19 protein-coding genes are annotated in these 15,242 nt (G+C 66.8%); 18 read left to right on the top strand and 1 reads right to left on the bottom strand.

The genetic code is table 11. The features are described from left to right. The first annotated feature begins 7 nt into the window (after positions 1-7). The 11 genes from AU072_RS04125 (at position 8) to AU072_RS04075 (ending at position 9,938) form a co-directional block, all read left to right on the top strand. A complete protein-coding gene (locus tag AU072_RS04125; protein WP_064412594.1) occupies positions 8-565 on the top strand; it encodes a TetR/AcrR family transcriptional regulator in 558 nt (185 codons plus the stop codon). A gap of 139 nt (positions 566-704) precedes the next feature. Further along, entirely contained in the window at positions 705-1,868 is a 1,164-nt protein-coding gene (locus AU072_RS04120; RefSeq protein WP_064412593.1) for an acyl-CoA dehydrogenase family protein, read from the top strand. Positions 1,869-1,883: 15 nt separating this feature from the next. Then, positions 1,884-2,273, top strand: coding sequence for a nitroreductase/quinone reductase family protein (locus AU072_RS04115; protein ID WP_064345935.1), 390 nt, complete (start codon positions 1,884-1,886; stop codon positions 2,271-2,273). A gap of 87 nt (positions 2,274-2,360) precedes the next feature. Then, entirely contained in the window at positions 2,361-3,455 is a 1,095-nt protein-coding gene (locus AU072_RS04110) for a homogentisate 1,2-dioxygenase (protein WP_064412673.1), read from the top strand. 8 nt (positions 3,456-3,463) lie between these two features. Then, a complete protein-coding gene (locus tag AU072_RS04105; RefSeq protein ID WP_174523831.1) occupies positions 3,464-4,633 on the top strand; it encodes an alpha/beta hydrolase family protein in 1,170 nt (389 codons plus the stop codon). Then, positions 4,630-5,835: a CaiB/BaiF CoA transferase family protein gene (locus tag AU072_RS04100; RefSeq protein ID WP_064412591.1), complete on the top strand. Its 1,206-nt coding sequence runs from the start codon at positions 4,630-4,632 to the stop codon at positions 5,833-5,835. The genes AU072_RS04105 and AU072_RS04100 overlap by 4 nt, the downstream gene beginning before the upstream one ends. Further along, a complete protein-coding gene (locus AU072_RS04095) occupies positions 5,832-6,746 on the top strand; it encodes a hydroxymethylglutaryl-CoA lyase (protein ID WP_064412590.1) in 915 nt (304 codons plus the stop codon). The genes AU072_RS04100 and AU072_RS04095 overlap by 4 nt, the downstream gene beginning before the upstream one ends. Before the next feature lie 6 nt (positions 6,747-6,752). Beyond that, positions 6,753-7,373 (top strand): TetR/AcrR family transcriptional regulator, encoded by a 621-nt coding sequence (locus AU072_RS04090; protein WP_064412589.1) that lies wholly within the window; start codon positions 6,753-6,755, stop codon positions 7,371-7,373. A 20-nt stretch (positions 7,374-7,393) separates the two neighbouring features. After that, entirely contained in the window at positions 7,394-8,632 is a 1,239-nt protein-coding gene (locus tag AU072_RS04085; protein WP_064412588.1) for an acyl-CoA dehydrogenase family protein, read from the top strand. Continuing rightward, positions 8,629-9,600, top strand: a complete 972-nt coding sequence (locus AU072_RS04080; RefSeq protein WP_064412587.1) for a phosphotransferase family protein — start codon at positions 8,629-8,631, stop codon at positions 9,598-9,600. Before AU072_RS04085 ends, AU072_RS04080 begins: the two co-directional genes overlap by 4 nt. Further along, positions 9,597-9,938 (top strand): DUF6285 domain-containing protein, encoded by a 342-nt coding sequence (locus AU072_RS04075; protein WP_064412586.1) that lies wholly within the window; start codon positions 9,597-9,599, stop codon positions 9,936-9,938. The genes AU072_RS04080 and AU072_RS04075 overlap by 4 nt, the downstream gene beginning before the upstream one ends. Positions 9,939-9,992: 54 nt before the next feature. On the opposite strand, the gene AU072_RS04070 is transcribed toward AU072_RS04075, so the two are convergent. After that, complete coding sequence (locus AU072_RS04070) at positions 9,993-10,625, bottom strand: class I SAM-dependent methyltransferase (protein ID WP_064412585.1); 633 nt, start codon at positions 10,623-10,625, stop codon at positions 9,993-9,995. 77 nt (positions 10,626-10,702) lie between these two features. Here AU072_RS04070 and AU072_RS04065 point away from each other — a divergent pair, with 77 nt between their 5' ends. The 7 genes from AU072_RS04065 (at position 10,703) to nuoD (ending at position 15,219) form a co-directional block, all read left to right on the top strand. Next, positions 10,703-11,062: a nuclear transport factor 2 family protein gene (locus AU072_RS04065; protein WP_064412672.1), complete on the top strand. Its 360-nt coding sequence runs from the start codon at positions 10,703-10,705 to the stop codon at positions 11,060-11,062. A gap of 40 nt (positions 11,063-11,102) precedes the next feature. Beyond that, entirely contained in the window at positions 11,103-11,636 is a 534-nt protein-coding gene (locus tag AU072_RS04060; protein ID WP_064412584.1) for a YceI family protein, read from the top strand. Between the two features lie 15 nt (positions 11,637-11,651). Next, positions 11,652-12,053: an Rv3143 family two-component system response regulator gene (locus AU072_RS04055; RefSeq protein WP_064412583.1), complete on the top strand. Its 402-nt coding sequence runs from the start codon at positions 11,652-11,654 to the stop codon at positions 12,051-12,053. A gap of 166 nt (positions 12,054-12,219) precedes the next feature. Beyond that, positions 12,220-12,594: an NADH-quinone oxidoreductase subunit A gene (locus AU072_RS04050; protein ID WP_064402946.1), complete on the top strand. Its 375-nt coding sequence runs from the start codon at positions 12,220-12,222 to the stop codon at positions 12,592-12,594. Then, positions 12,585-13,139 (top strand): NuoB/complex I 20 kDa subunit family protein, encoded by a 555-nt coding sequence (locus AU072_RS04045; protein ID WP_015305533.1) that lies wholly within the window; start codon positions 12,585-12,587, stop codon positions 13,137-13,139. Before AU072_RS04050 ends, AU072_RS04045 begins: the two co-directional genes overlap by 10 nt. A 29-nt stretch (positions 13,140-13,168) precedes the next feature. Continuing rightward, positions 13,169-13,861, top strand: a complete 693-nt coding sequence (locus AU072_RS04040) for an NADH-quinone oxidoreductase subunit C (RefSeq protein WP_064412671.1) — start codon at positions 13,169-13,171, stop codon at positions 13,859-13,861. Continuing rightward, positions 13,861-15,219, top strand: a complete 1,359-nt coding sequence (gene nuoD, locus AU072_RS04035) for an NADH dehydrogenase (quinone) subunit D (RefSeq protein WP_064412582.1) — start codon at positions 13,861-13,863, stop codon at positions 15,217-15,219. The genes AU072_RS04040 and nuoD overlap by 1 nt, the downstream gene beginning before the upstream one ends. The last annotated feature ends 23 nt before the right edge of the window (positions 15,220-15,242 follow it).

The raw sequence follows: 15,242 nt of genomic DNA, 5'->3' as shown, positions 1-15,242 counted from the left end.
TGCGGTCATGGCACCGGCCCGTACGCCGCGACTGTCGGTCGACGACTGGATTCAGGCCGGATACGAAATTCTCGCTGAGCAGGGCATCAAGGCGCTCAAGCTGGACGCCCTGTGCGAGCGTGTGGGCGCCACGAAGGGCAGCTTTTACTGGCACTTCTCCGATATGGCCGGTTATCGATCCGCGCTGGTTCGGGCGTGGGGTGAGGTGCGCGACGACGATCGGCGGCATTTCGCGGCGCTGAGCGACCTACCGCCCCGGGAGCGGCTCTCGCGGATGATGGGTGCGCTGGTGGACGCCCGGCACCGCACGCTGGAGCGGGCGATGCGGGAGTGGGCGCGCACCGACGAGGAGGTCGCCGCGGGGGTGCGGGCGTCGGACCGGCGGGTCCTCGAGGCCGTGCGCCAGGCGTTCATCGAGGACGGCTTCGATCCCGAGGAGGCCGATCTGCGTGCGAACGCCACCTTCGCAGCCGGGATCGGCTTCTTACATCTGTCGGGCGCGAAAGCCAGCTCGAAGGCCGCGGCGCGGCGGGAGCGGTTCCTCGACATCATGCTCGCGCGGTAGTTCGCGGCTTCTCGGCGCGGACGAGCGTCCGCTTGGGGTCGGAATCCGGCGGCGAGTCGGGTACAAACACGGTCGCTCGGCGTTCAACGGTCCGGCCGACGAGAGCTACCATACAAAAAAGTATGGTAGCGTTCGGACCATGACGGCCGCTCCGGCTCTCCCCCTTGTCGACGCCGATTTCGTCGGTCGGCTCGCCGAACGGGCACCGGAGGCCGAGCGGTTGCGCCGGTTGCCGGAGGCGACGGTCGATGAACTGACCGCGTCGGGCCTCACCGACCTGTTGGTGCCCGCGCGGTACGGCGGCATGCAGGCACCGCTGCCGGCGATCTTGGATCCGGTCCGGCGGATGGCACACGGCTGCCCGTCGAGCGCATGGACCATCGGCTTCTACGTCCTGCACAACTGGATCCTGGCGTTGTTCGACGAGCGGGCCCAGGAAGAGGCATTCGCGACGCGCCCGTTTCTCGCCCCCGCTCCCCTGGCTCCGACGGGTCGAGGGCTGCCCGTGGACGGCGGGATACGGCTGAGCGGCCGCTGGTCGTGGGCCACCGGGGTGATGCACGGGAACTGGATCATGGTCGGCGCGCTCTGCGGCCCCGACGACGCGATCTTCCCGGCGCTCGCGCTGCTGCCCATCGAGGACGTCGCGATCGAGGATGTGTGGCACACCGACGGTATGCGCGCCACCGGCTCCAATGATGTCGTGATCAGCGATGCGTTCGTCCCGGAACATCGCTTGGTCCGCGTCGTCGACATCTACACCGGTACCGCGCCCGGCGCGGCGCTACACGACGCCGACACCTACCGCTGGCCGATGGTGCCCGCCCTGGCGCTGTTGGCGGCGATGCCGGCGCTGGGCGGCGCCGAACGTGTCGCCGAGATCTACGCCGAGCGCCTGTCGGAACGGGTGCTGGCCTACGAGGGCGTCATGCAGAAGGACAAGCCGATCGCGCAGGCCCGCCTCGGAGAGGCCGAGGTGCGCCTGCGGGCGTTGCGCAGTCTGTTGGCCGACACCGTCGGCGAGATCGAGACCATCGTCGCCGCCGGCGATCCCGTGCCGAGACCGGTGCGCGGAGCGGCCCGGATGGCCGCGGCGCACATCGTCCACGAGTCGCGCCACGTGATCGGGCTGTTGCTCGAAGCGTCGGGCGCCAGCGCCCATTTCGTCGACAATCCGCTGCAACGGATCAAGCGCGACGTCGACGTCGTGGCCGGACATGTTGTCTTCGACTACGACACCAGTCGCGAACTCGCCGGAGCGCTGAGACTGGGTATGAAGGTGTCGCGAACCGCGATGGTGTGAAACGAAGGGGGAACCATGGCCGAAGACTTGCGCGATCAGGTCACCAAGATGTTTCAGAAGAACGTCATGAACCCGATGATGCGGCTCCTGCCGTTCCAGACATTGCTGGAGACGACGGGGCGCAAGAGCGGCCAACCCCGCCGCACTCCGCTGGGCGGGCGGCGCGTGGGCAACGAGTTCTGGTTCGTCTCCGAGTTCGGCGAGAACTCGCAGTACGTGAAGAACATCCAGGCCGACCCCGCGGTCCGTGTTCGATTGAACGGTAAGTGGCACAAGGGAACCGCGCACATCGTCGCCGACGACGACGCGCGCGAGCGGTTGCGCAAGCTGCCACAGTTCAACAGCTTCGGCGTGCGGACCTTCGGCACGAACCTGCTCACGATTCGGGTCGATCTCGAGGATTGACTCGCGTCGTAAGTAAAACTAAAGTCAGTTTTAGTTCTGGGTCGTGGTGTTCCGCGGCCCCCGCCGTCATCGTCGATGGAGCGAATCATGGAATCGTTTGTCCACCTGCGCAAAGGCCGTACCCCCAAGCGCTTGCACGCCGACCTCGACGGCCTCAAGGACGATGAACTCGGCCGCGGCGGATTCGTCGGCCGCACCGCCAACATCTATCGCCGCCACGACCCCACCGCCTACCGGGCGTCGGGACCGCTGCGGCCAGTCGACGTGATGACCAGCGAGCTCAAGCCCAGCGACGCCACCGATGCCGCGGGCACGCCGCTGCTGTTGTTCAGCAACCCGGACTGCCGGATCTCGCTGAGCCGGCGCAGCGAGGAGATGCCGTTCTACGTGCGGCACGTCGACGGGGACCTGCTGTCGTTCGTGCACCGGGGTTCTGGTCGGCTCGAGACGGAGTTCGGACCGCTGCGTTACCGGGAGGGCGACTGGGTCTACGTGCCGAAGGCGACAACGTGGCGTCAGATTCCCGACGACGAGACCACGCTGCTGATGATCGAGGCCACCGCCGAGTTCCGCGTGCCGCCGCCGGGGCCGCTCGGCAGGCACTTCCCGTTCGACCCGTCGCAGGTCACCGTGCCCGAACCGCAGCCCATCGACGATGACGGCAGAACCGAATACGAAGTCCGCCTGGTCCACGACGGCGGCCCGACATCGCTGTTCTATCAACATAATCCGATCGACGTCGAAGGATGGCGCGGCGACAACTTCCCGTTCACCTTCAACATCGCCGACTACAACGTCATCGCCAGCGAGAGCGTGCACCTGCCGCCGACCGTGCACCTGTTCATGCAGGCGACGGGTGTGGCGGTGATGAACTTCCTGCCCCGGCCCGCCGAGAGCGTCCCCGGTACCGAGCGTCCGCCGTGGTACCACCGCAACGTCGACTACGACGAGGTCTCCTTCTTCCACGGCGGCGACCTGTTCGGTATCCCGATGCCGCCTGGCTTGGTCAGCCACGCCCCCCAGGGGGTGCACCACGGCGCACCGGAGAAGGCCCGCGAGCGCGCGCGGCGCAAGTTCGACGAACAGGACCGCGTCGGTTGGTACGTCATCTCCGTGGACACCACCCGGCGGCTGACCCCGTCGGCCGAGGTGCTGGCCAACGATCTGGGGCAGCACGCGTGACGACGGCCGTGAAACACGAGTACGACCGTATTCCGTATCTCGTTGCCTACCAGAACACTTCGGGTGTGCGCGATGTGTACGGCGGGGTGGCCGAGCTGGTGGTGCTCGAGAGCCACCTGCTGCGGCCCAAGGACAAACCCTCCGATACCGTGCTGGTGTTCATGCACCCGATCGGCGGCGGTGCCTACCTGCCGATGATGAACGGGCTGGCCCGGGCAGGACACCACGTCATCTACTGCAACAGCCGATTCCGCGGCACCGACTCGGCGCTGTTGATGGAGAAGGTCGTCGAGGACCTCGGCGAATGCATCAAGGACGCCAAGAGCCGCTTGGGCTATTCGAAGGTGGTGCTGGCCGGGTGGAGCGGCGGCGGCTCGCTGTCGGTGTTCTACCAGCAGCAGGCCCAGCACCCCACGATCACCGCAAGCCCGTCGGGCGACGGGCCGGACCTGACCAAGCTCGGCCTCATTCCCGCCGACGGGTTGATGCTGCTGGCCGCCCACATCAGCCGCCACGGCACCCTGACCGAGTGGCTCGACGCGTCGATCCTCGACGAGGCCGATCCGACCAAGCGCGATCCGGAACTGGATCTGTACAACCCGGACAACCCCAACCAGCCGCCTTACTCACAGGAGTTCCTCGACCGCTACCGGAAAGCGCAGATCGACCGCAACCGGCGAATCACCAAGTGGGTCAAGGACAAACTCGCCGAACTCAAAGCCGCGGGCCGGCCGGATGACGAGTTCGCGTTCGTCGTGCACGGCACCATGGCCGACCCCCGCTGGCTGGACCCCGCCGTCGACCCCAACGAACGCACCCCGGGAACGTGTTACCTGGGTGACCCCCAGGTGGTGAACAACAGCCCGGTCGGACTCGCGCGGTTCTGCACACTGCGCAGCTGGCTGTCGCAATGGAGCTACGACGACGCCAACGGCGACGCGGTGGCGTGCGGTGCAGACATCGCGGTGCCGACCCTGGTGATCGGCAACCTCGCCGACGACGCATGCACACCGAGCCACACCCGCAGGCTCTACGAGGCGATCGGGCATCATGACAAGGAGATGCACGAGATCCCGGGCGCGAACCACTATTACGCGGGCGCCGACCAGCGCGACAAGCTGCGCGAAGCGGTCGGCGTCGTCACCGACTGGCTGCACAGGCACGGCTTCTCGCGATGAGCGTCACCGGTCCGCTGGACGGCATCCGCGTCATCGAGGTCGGCACGCTGATCTCGGGGCCGTTCGCCGGACGCCTGCTCGGCGACATGGGTGCCGAGGTGATCAAGATCGAGCCGCCGGGCGCCCCGGATCCCCTGCGCACGTGGGGTCAGGCCGAGCTCGAGGGCCACCACTTCTTCTGGACCGTGCACGCGCGCAACAAGAAGGCAGTCACGCTGAACCTGCGGACCGACGGTGGCCGCGCCCTGTTCCTCGACCTCGTCGAGCGCTCCGACATCATCGTCGAGAACTTCCGGCCGGGCACGCTGGAAAAGTGGAACCTGGGCTACGACGTGCTGCGCGAACGCAATCGCGGGATCATCCTCGTGCGCGTCTCCGGTTACGGGCAGACCGGGCCCGAGGCGCACAAGGCGGGCTATGCCTCGGTCGCCGAGGCCGCCAGCGGCCTGCGGCACATGAACGGCTTCCCCGGCGGCCCGCCGCCCCGACTGGCGCTGTCGCTGGGCGACAGCCTCGCGGGCATGTTCGCCGCACAGGGCGCGTTGGCCGCGCTGTATCGCCGCGCGGTGACCGGGGACGGTCAGGTCGTCGACGCGGCGCTCACCGAGGCCTGCCTGGCGGTCCAGGAATCCACCATCCCCGACTACGACGTCGGTGGCGTGGTGCGCGGTCCGTCGGGTACCCGGCTGGAGGGCATCGCCCCGTCGAACATCTACCGCAGCGCCGACGGCAGCTGGGTGGTGATCGCGGCCAACCAGGACACCGTCTTCCGTCGACTGTGTGACGCGATGGGCCGCCCCGAACTGGCCACCGACGACCGGTTCGCCAACCATGTGGCCCGCGGACGCAATCAGGACGAACTGGACAAGATCATCGGCGACTGGGCCGCAGAACGCCAACCCGCCGACATCATCGAAACCCTCAGTGCCGCAGGCGTAATCGCCGGACCGATCAACACCGTCGCCGAGGTCGTCGAGGATCCGCAGCTGCGGTCTCGCGGAATGCTGGTCGAGCACTGGGACGAGCGGGTCGGACGGTCCGTGCTGGGTCCCGGTGTCGTGCCGGTGCTCTCGGAGACGCCCGGGACCGTGCGCTACGCCGGGCCCGCCGAACCCGGCCAACACAACGACGAGATCTACTGCGGCCTGCTCGGCAAGAGTCCCGCCGAACTCGACGCGCTCAGGGCGGAGGGAGTGCTGTGAACGAACTACCCGAACACGTGCAGATACGGGACGTTTCGCTGCGTGACGGCCTGCAGATCGAGGACCCGATTCCGTTGTCGGCCAAGCTCGAATTGCTGGCCGCCGTCGCCGCCACCGGGGTACGCGAGATGGAGGCGACGGCGTTCGTCTCGCCGTCGAAGGTGCCCGCCCTGGCCGACGCCGCTGATCTCGCCGCGCATCTGCAGGAGTACCGCAATTCGCACGGCATCGAATTCTCCGCGCTGGTGGCCAGCCCGAACGGCGCCAAACGCGCAATCGCGGCGGGGTTGTCGTCGATCGAATACGTGGTGTCGGCCGCCGACGGCCACAGCCGCGCCAACGTGGGCCGCACGTCGGCAGAGTCGACAGCGTTGATTCCGGAGATCATCGCGATCGCTCACGACAGCGGGGCCAGCGTCGAGGTCATCGTGGCGACCACGTGGGACTGTCCGTTCGACGGGCCCACCCCGCATCAGCGGGTCGTCGACGTGATGACGACGGCGTTGTCGAGCGAGGTTGACCGGTTGGCGATCGCCGACACCATCGGCACCGCCACCCCGCGGCGGGTGACCGAGACGATCGAGGCGTTGCGCCCGATGGTCGGCGAGATCCCGCTCGGCGCACACTTTCACAACACCCGCGGCGCCGGGCTGGCCAGCGCCTATGCGGCGGTCACGGCGGGCATCACCCGGCTGGACGCGTCGGTGGGCGGGCTCGGCGGTTGCCCGTTCGCACCCGGCGCGAGCGGCAACATCGCCACCGAGGATCTGGTGTATCTGTTGCGCGACAGCGGAATCGGTGTCGACGTGGACCTGGACGCCGCGATCGAAGCGGCGGGTGTGGCGCAACGCCTGGTCGGACACGATCTCCCGAGTTCGCTGCTGCGCGCCGGCGACCGCATTCTGAACTGAGCACACGTGCCCACCGGACCGTCGGCAACACTGAGCGCCAAGGGCCGCCAGACCCGCGAGGCCATCGAGAAGGCCGCGCGGAAACTGTTCGCCGAACGGGGTTTTCACGGTACGACGCTCGGTGACATCACATCGGCGGCCGGTAAGTCCCCCGCTTCCTTCTACCGCTACTTCACCGACAAGGAAGACCTGTTGGCGGTGCTCGCGCAGTCGTTTCTGCGCGAGGTGGTGGCACCGTCCGGCGGGGCGCTCGACCTACCGGAATCACCGGAGGACGACGCGTTCTTCCGCAGCGTGGTCACCGGCTACTGGAACATGTTCAAACAGAACATCGGGATCATGATCGCGATGGCGCAACTGGCCGCGACCCAACCCCGGTTCGCCGCGGTGCAGAACGAGTTTCGCCGGCTGGGAATGGACGTCGTCGCCGCGTCGGTGCGCCGGGCACAGGAGCAGGGCTACGGCGCCGAACTCAATCCCGAGCACACCGCAGCGGCCATCGCGCTGCTGTTCGAGAACTTCACCACCGTCTTCGTCGGAACATCGGGCCTCGGCATCGAGCTGACCGACGAGGATGCGATCGCGACGCTGTCGAGGATCTGGAAGAAGACGCTGTACGGTTTCTGAACCCCGGAAAGGAAATCAACGTGGATTTCGCTCTGCCCGACCATCTGCCCCAACTCCTCGCCGACATGGACGCCTTCATCGAGGCCGAGATCAAGCCGCTGGAACGCGAGAACATCCAGTACTTCGACAAGCGTCGCGAACATGCCCGCACGGACTGGGACAACGACGGAATCCCCCGCCGGGAATGGGAGGATTTGCTCGACGAGATGCGCAGGCGCGCGGACGCGGCGGGCTGGCTGCGCTACGGGCTGCCGTCGCGGTTCGGTGGCCGCGACGGAAGCAACATCGACATGGCCGTCATCCGCGAACATCTCGCGCACAAAGGCCTTGGGCTGCACAACGACCTGCAGAACGAGTCGTCGATCGTCGGCAACTTCCCGCAGGTCATCATGATGGACCGGTTCGGCACCGACGCGCAGAAAGCCGAGTGGACCGAGGCGTTGATCACCGGGAAACGGTCGATGGCCTTCGGCCTCACCGAGCCCGCACACGGGTCGGACGCCACCTGGATGGAGACCACCGCGGTGCGCGACGGCGACGAGTGGGTCATCAACGGCGCCAAGAGGTTCAACACCGGAGTGCACCGCGCCACCCACGATCTGGTGTTTGCCCGCACTTCCGGAGAAGCCGGGCAGGCCCGCGGCATCACCGCGTTCCTGGTGCCCACCGATGCCCCCGGATTCACCGTGCCCTACTACTGGTGGTCGTTCAACATGCCGACCGACCACGGCGAGGTCGAGTTGAAGGACGTCCGGGTGCCCGAAGATGCGGTGCTCGGTGAGATCGACCGCGGCCTGGAGGTGGGCCAGACGTTCCTGCACGAGAACAGGATTCGGCAGGCGGCCAGCAGTCTTGGCGCCGCGCAGTACTGCATCGACCGCGCCGTGCAGTACGCGGGAGACCGCAAGGTCTTCGGCAAGCCGCTGGCGGTGAACCAGGCCGTGCAGTGGCCGCTGGTGGAGCTGCAGACCGAAGCGCAGATGGTGCGGCTGCTCGTGTATTACGCGGCAACGGAGTTGGACCGCAACCACCACATGGAGGTCTCGGACAAGGTGTCGATGGCCAACTACCGTGCCAACCGGCTGGTCTGTGATGCCGCCGACCGCGCGATGCAGGTGTTCGGCGGCGTCGGCTACAGCAGGCATGAACCGTTCGAACACATCTACCGCCATCACCGGCGGTACCGGATCACCGAGGGAGCCGAGGAGATTCAGATCCGGCGGGTGGCACAGCGGCTGTTCGGGTTCGGCAAGCGTTGAGCCGCGAACTCGCCGACGCTCTCACCGGCGTCCTCGCCCCGGTGCTCGGCGAGGGCGTCGCCGTCGAGAATCTGCACGCGCTGACCGGCGGGGCGAGCCGCACGACGTGGGCGTTCGACGCGGTCACCGACACGCGTCGCGCCCTGATTCTGCGCACGGGCCCGCCCGACGACGTCCACGCGAGCATGGAACTGGAAGCCGCCGTTCAGCAACGGGCGGCCGCCGCGGGGGCTCCGGTGCCCCACATCCTCACCGCCGACAACTCCCCTGCCGCACTGGGCAATCCGTATCTGATCTGTGACGCCATCGGCGGTGAGACGATCGTGCGCAGGATCTATCGCTCACTCGACGATCCCGGCCGCGAACGGTTGCTGGTGCAGTGCGCCCAGGCGCTTGCCGCCATCCACCGCGCCGACTATCAGGGCATCGACGTGCCGCCGTCGGACCAGCTGTCCGAATGGCGGGCTCGGCTCGACGAAATGGGCGATACCACAGCGACGTTCGAGTGGGCGTTCCGCTGGCTCGAAGGCAATCGCCCGCCTCCTTCGCAGCACGTGCTGGTGCACGGTGACTTCCGGATGGGCAACCTGATCGTCGACGACACCGGGCTGGCGGCGGTGCTGGACTGGGAGCTCGTGCACATCGGGGAGGTCTATGAGGATCTGGCCTGGTTCTGCATCCGGGCATGGCGTTTCGGCGCGCCGGAGGATCGCGGTGCCGGCGGTTTGGGCAGCGTCGAGGACTTCCTGGTCGCCTATGAATCCGCCGCGGGCGTGACGCTGGACCGGGAGGCGTTCCGGTGGTGGTTGACCGTGGCCACCCTGCGGTGGGGCGTCATCTGCAGGTATCAGGCCGAACGTCACCTGTCGGGGCAGACGGAGTCGGTGGAGCTGGCCGCGATCGGACGGCGCGTCAGCGAAACCGAGTGGGACGTGTTGGATCTGCTCGAAGGAGGGGGACCGCGATGAGCTGGCTGTACGGCCGACCGACGGCGGCTGAACTCGTCGCCGCCGTCGCCGGCTTCCTCGAGAAGGACGTCCGCAACGCCACCGGATCCGCCGATGCGGGCCAGGTCAACTTCCACGCCCGCGTCGCGGCCAATGTGTTGCGCATCGTCGAACGCGAACTACTCGACACGGCTTCCGGCGAGGTCACCGAAGCCCTGCGCGGAATCGGTTACCGCGACGAACCGGAACTGGCCGCGGCGATCCGCTCGGGCGAGCTCGACGACCGCGCCGCTGACGTGCTGCCGGTGCTGCGGACGATCGTGCGGCACCGCCTCGACGTCAACCACCCCGGCTACTGACGCGATTTGTGAGTGAAAACGATCGCTGAGCGAACGGAATCACGCACAAATCGCTCAGGAGGGGCGGCGGCGGATTCGGGCGAGCCACGCCGGTTCGTCGACCAGCGTTCCGGCCGGCAAGCCGATGGCGTCGGCCTGGGCGGGCTGAACGACGCCGCGGTAGGTGGTCTCCCCCAGCGACTCCAGCACCCAACCGTCGCCGAACGCGTCGCGGATGTCGGATTCGCTGACCTGCGGGCCGAATCCGCGGCCGCGGTCGGAGAGCGCGAGCACGTGGACCACGCCGCCCGGCCGGCACGCCGCGCGCAGACTGGCTACGTATCTGGCGCGGTCGGTCTCATCGAAGATGTGGAACAGCGCGCTGTCGACGATGGTGTCGTAGGTGGCCTTCCCGAGATCCATGGCATCGGCGACCTCGAACCGCGCGTCGACGCCCTTTGCCTCGGCGTTTCTGCGCGCATGATCGACCGCCGACGGCGCGTAGTCGACGCCGAGCACGTCGTAACCGAGTCCGGTGAGCAGGATCGTGTGCTCACCGGCGCCGCAGCCGACGTCGAGCACCGTGCCACGGATCAGGCCGGAGCGTTCCAGGTTGACGATCGCCGGCTGCGGCTCGCCGATCACCCATGGTGCGGTTCCGCTCTTGTAGGCGTCGTCGAATAGCGAGAGAGTAGGTGTCACATCCATGCCGCCAGTGTTCAACCTCAATCGGCGTTGAGGTCAAGGAGGATCACGTGACCGTTGCCCACGACACCGTCACCGACATGGCGGATCGCTTGTTCGCGGCGATCGAGTCCGGCGACCGCGACGCGATTTCGCGGCTGTGGCACGACGACATCGTGGTCTGGAAGGTGGCCGACCGCGACCGCGACAAGGACCGCGCCCTGCGAGTCCTCCACTGGTTCATCGACGCCACCTCACAACGCCGATACGAGGTCATCGATCGACAGCTGTTCGACGGGGGGTTGGTCCAGCAGCACATCCTGCACGCCACCGGACACAACGGTGGCGTCATCGCGATGCGCGTCGGCATCATCATCAAGCTGGGCGCTGACGGGCGGATCAGCCGGATCGACGAGTACTTCGATCCGGCGGAGATCGCTCCGTTGCTCGAGCCCGCGTAACGATCCGGCGGCGAAGCCGAACATTCAACCAGGAGACGACATGGTAAGTCTGAGCGAGCTTTTCAGCGATCCCGCCTCGACGGGGACATGGACGCTGGACCAGGCCCAGTCCACAATCACGGTGCGCAGCAAGTCGATGTGGGGCCTGGTGCCCGTCAAGGGCCGGTTCACCGAATTCAGCGGTGACGGCCAATTATCCGCGCCGCAAACGGTTTCCGGGCACGTCGAGATAAAGGCCGCGTCGCTGCGTACCGGCATCCGCAAGCGCGATGAACACCTGCACTCCGCCGATTTCTTTGGAGCAGAGAGCCATCCGGAGATCAGCGTGCTCATCACCGGGGCCGGCGCGATCGACGGCGACACCATCGACCTACGAGCCGAACTGACGATCAAGGGCACGACCCGACCCCTGACACTGCGGACCAAGGTCACACCGGTCGGTGACGGCGGGATGCGGCTGTCCACCCAGGCCACCATCAGCCGGCGGGACTTCGGAGTCGACGGAAACCTGGTGGGCATGATCGGCGACAAGTCCACGATCTCCGGCGACTTGGTGTTCCGGCACGCGCGCTAGCCGTACGATCACGGCATGGCCGACTCATCGCGCCCGTTGCGGGTCCTCGTCTACAGCGACAACCCCAGGACCCGCGAAGAGGTGCAACTCGCGCTCGGTAAGCGGGTGCATCCGGAGTTGCCGGAGCTGACCTACGTCGAGGTGGCGACGGGCCCGATGGTCATTCGCAAGATGGATGAGGGCGGGTTCGATCTGGTGATCCTCGATGGCGAGGCCACCCCCGTCGGCGGGATGGGAATCGCCAAGCAGCTCAAGGACGAGATCGCCGACTGCCCGCCGATCCTGGTGCTCACCGGCCGGCCCGATGACGCGTGGCTGGCCCGCTGGTCTCGTGCGGAAGCCGCGGTTCCCCACCCGATCGATCCGATCCGGCTCGGCGACGCCGTGGCATCGCTGATGCGCACCCTGGTGCAATAGCCGGAAAACACGTAAACACCTGTCGCACTTGCCTATTGGAGGCATGACGACATAGCCACGCGTTGCCAATAGCGATACTAACCAAAAGGTGTGGCGCGCATCCCAAAGGGCGCTAGGGTGTGGGTAAGCTCACATCGAACAGCCCACGAGGGAGCGTTTGCTCGGTATGGATTTGTACACGCCAATCCTGGTGCTTGGCGCTATTGCGGCTGCGTTCGCGGTCGGCTCGGTTGCCATTGCCCTGCTGGTCGGCCCGCGTCGCTACAACCGGGCCAAGCTCGAGGCCTACGAATGCGGCATCGAGCCGGTGCCGCACGGGGGTGCGTCCGGTCAGCCGACCGGCCAGCGGTTTCCGATCAAGTACTACCTGACCGCGATGTTGTTCATCATCTTCGACATCGAGATCGTCTTCCTGTACCCGTGGGCCGTCGCGTTCGACAATCTGGGGCTGTTTGCCCTGGTAGAGATGCTGCTGTTCATGGCCACGGTGTTCGTGGCCTACGCCTACGTGTGGCGACGGGGAGGTCTGGCATGGGACTAGAAGAGAAGCTGCCGGGCGGGATCCTACTGTCGACCGTCGAGAAAGTGGCGGGGTACATCCGCAAGGGCTCGCTGTGGCCTGCGACGTTCGGGTTGGCCTGCTGCGCGATCGAGATGATGGCCACGGCCGGCCCGCGATTCGACATCTCCCGGTTCGGCATGGAGCGGTTCTCGGCCACTCCCCGCCAGGCCGACCTGATGATCGTGGCGGGGCGGGTCAGCCAGAAGATGGCGCCGGTGCTGCGCCAGATCTACGACCAGATGGCCGAACCCAAGTGGGTTCTGGCGATGGGGGTGTGCGCATCCTCGGGCGGCATGTTCAACAACTACGCGATCGTCCAGGGGGTCGACCACGTCGTCCCGGTGGACATCTACCTGCCCGGTTGCCCACCGCGCCCGGAGATGCTGCTGCACGCGATCCTGAAGCTGCACGACAAGATTCAGGAGATGCCGCTCGGCGTTCACCGCGAAGAGGCGATCCGCGAGGCCGAGCAGGCCGCGCTGGCCGTCACCCCGACCATCGAGCTCAAAGGGCTGCTGCGATGACCAGCGGCCCGGGTGACGAGCAGTCGAAGATGAGCGCGACGAACGGCACCGGCACCGGCGCGGACGCACCGAAGATCATCGGCGTGCGCCGGGGAATGTTCGGGGCCAAGGGGACGGGCGACACCTCCGGCTACGGGCGCCTGGTGCGACCCGTCGCGCTGCCCGGCAGCTCGCCGCGTCCCTACGGCCGCTATTTCGACGAGGTCGTCGATCGCCTCGCCGAGGTGCTCGGCGAGGACGGTTATGCGGCATCCATCGAGCGCGTCGTGGTCTACCGCGACGAGCTGACCCTCGAGGTGCAGCGTGACCAGCTGCCCGTCGTTGCCCGCGCGCTACGCGACGATCCGCAGTTGCGTTTCGAGTTGTGTCTCGGGGTGAGTGGGGTGCACTACCCCGACAAAGTCGGGCGAGAACTGCACGCGGTGTATCCGCTGATGTCCATCACCCACAACCGGCGGATGCTGATCGAGGTCGCCGCACCGGACGCCGACCCGCACATCCCGTCGCTGTTCGAGGTCTATCCCACCACCGACTGGCACGAACGCGAGACCTACGACTTCTTCGGCATCATCTTCGACGGGCATCCCGCCCTGACCCGCATCGAGATGCCCGACGACTGGGTCGGGCACCCGCAGCGCAAGGACTACCCGTTGGGCGGCATCCCGGTGGAATACCACGGCGCCGAGATTCCTCCGCCCGATCAACGGAGGGCCTACAGCTGATGAGCATTTCGCACGTCCCGCCCACACCGGGCGGCGCTTCGTCCTCGGGCGCGTCGGACAACGAGACGGTAGTCGTTGTCGGCGGCCAGGATTGGGATCAAGTGGTCCAGGCCGCCAAGGACGCGGCCGCCGCACACGCGGGCGAACGCATCGTCGTGAACATGGGTCCACAGCACCCCTCCACCCACGGTGTGCTTCGGCTGATCCTCGAGATCGAGGGTGAGACGGTCATCTCCGCCCGCTGCGGAATCGGCTACCTGCACACCGGGATCGAGAAGAACCTCGAGTTCCGCAACTGGACCCAGGGCGTCACGTTCGTCACGCGGATGGACTATCTGTCTCCGTTCTTCAACGAGACGGCCTACTGCCTGGGTGTCGAGAAGCTACTGGGTGTCACCGACGCGATCCCCGAGCGCGCCAGCGTCATTCGCGTGATGATGATGGAACTGAACCGGATCTCCTCGCATCTTGTCGCGCTGGCGACCGGCGGGATGGAACTGGGCGCGATGAGCGCGATGTTCTACGGATTCCGTGAGCGCGAACAGATTCTGTCGGTCTTCGAGACGGTGACGGGCCTGCGGATGAACAGCGCCTACGTCCGCCCGGGCGGGGTGGCGATGGACCTGCCCGACGAAGCCATTCCGCAGATCCGTGACGTGCTCGAACTGATGCCCAAGCGGCTCAAGGACCTCGAGGACCTGCTCAACGAGAACTACATCTGGAAGGCCCGCACGGTCGGTGTCGGTTATCTCGATCTGACGGGGTGCATGGCGCTCGGGATCACCGGGCCCTGCCTGCGGTCCACCGGGCTGCCACACGACTTGCGCAAAGCCCAACCGTATTGCGGCTATGAGACATACGACTTCGACGTCATCACCGATGAGGGCTGCGACTCCTACGGCCGGTATCTGATCCGGGTCAAGGAGATGCACGAATCGCTGAAAATCGTCGAGCAGTGCTTGGATCGCCTTCGGCCCGGACCCGTGATGATCGAGGACAAGAAACTGGGTTGGCCGGCCGATCTGAAGGTCGGCCCGGACGGGCTCGGCAACTCCCCCGAGCACATCGCCAAGATCATGGGCCACTCCATGGAGGGGCTGATCCACCACTTCAAACTCGTCACGGAGGGAATCCGGGTGCCCGCCGGGCAGGTCTACGTCGCGATCGAGTCCCCCCGAGGCGAACTCGGCGTGCACATGGTCTCCGACGGCGGCACCCGCCCCTACCGGGTGCACTACCGGGACCCGTCGTTCAACAACCTGCAGGCCGTCGCCGCGATGTGTGAAGGCGGCATGGTCGCCGATCTGATCACCGCGGTGGCGTCGATCGACCCGGTGATGGGAGGCGTGGACCGATGAGCGCTTGCGCGAAGAGGCGAGGA

The sequence above is a fragment of the Mycolicibacterium novocastrense genome (assembly GCF_001499835.1).
GTDB lineage: Bacteria > Actinomycetota > Actinomycetes > Mycobacteriales > Mycobacteriaceae > Mycobacterium > Mycobacterium novocastrense.
The sequence above is the reverse complement of the archived record's forward strand: the minus strand, read 5'-3'. Positions and strand labels throughout refer to the sequence as shown.

Bases quoted from the DNA above. Each gene is read 5' to 3' on its own strand.
- AU072_RS04125 (WP_064412594.1), top strand. From the start codon at position 8: ATGGCACCGGCCCGTACGCCGCGACTGTCGGTCGACGACTGGATTCAG.
- AU072_RS04120 (WP_064412593.1), top strand. From the start codon at position 705: ATGACGGCCGCTCCGGCTCTCCCCCTTGTCGACGCCGATTTCGTCGGT.
- AU072_RS04115 (WP_064345935.1), top strand. From the start codon at position 1,884: ATGGCCGAAGACTTGCGCGATCAGGTCACCAAGATGTTTCAGAAGAAC.
- AU072_RS04110 (WP_064412673.1), top strand. From the start codon at position 2,361: ATGGAATCGTTTGTCCACCTGCGCAAAGGCCGTACCCCCAAGCGCTTG.
- AU072_RS04100 (WP_064412591.1), top strand. From the start codon at position 4,630: ATGAGCGTCACCGGTCCGCTGGACGGCATCCGCGTCATCGAGGTCGGC.
- AU072_RS04075 (WP_064412586.1), top strand. From the start codon at position 9,597: ATGAGCTGGCTGTACGGCCGACCGACGGCGGCTGAACTCGTCGCCGCC.
- AU072_RS04070 (WP_064412585.1), bottom strand. From the start codon at position 10,625: ATGGATGTGACACCTACTCTCTCGCTATTCGACGACGCCTACAAGAGC.
- AU072_RS04065 (WP_064412672.1), top strand. From the start codon at position 10,703: ATGGCGGATCGCTTGTTCGCGGCGATCGAGTCCGGCGACCGCGACGCG.
- AU072_RS04060 (WP_064412584.1), top strand. From the start codon at position 11,103: ATGGTAAGTCTGAGCGAGCTTTTCAGCGATCCCGCCTCGACGGGGACA.
- AU072_RS04055 (WP_064412583.1), top strand. From the start codon at position 11,652: ATGGCCGACTCATCGCGCCCGTTGCGGGTCCTCGTCTACAGCGACAAC.
- AU072_RS04050 (WP_064402946.1), top strand. From the start codon at position 12,220: ATGGATTTGTACACGCCAATCCTGGTGCTTGGCGCTATTGCGGCTGCG.
- AU072_RS04045 (WP_015305533.1), top strand. From the start codon at position 12,585: ATGGGACTAGAAGAGAAGCTGCCGGGCGGGATCCTACTGTCGACCGTC.
- AU072_RS04040 (WP_064412671.1), top strand. From the start codon at position 13,169: ATGAGCGCGACGAACGGCACCGGCACCGGCGCGGACGCACCGAAGATC.
- nuoD (WP_064412582.1), top strand. From the start codon at position 13,861: ATGAGCATTTCGCACGTCCCGCCCACACCGGGCGGCGCTTCGTCCTCG.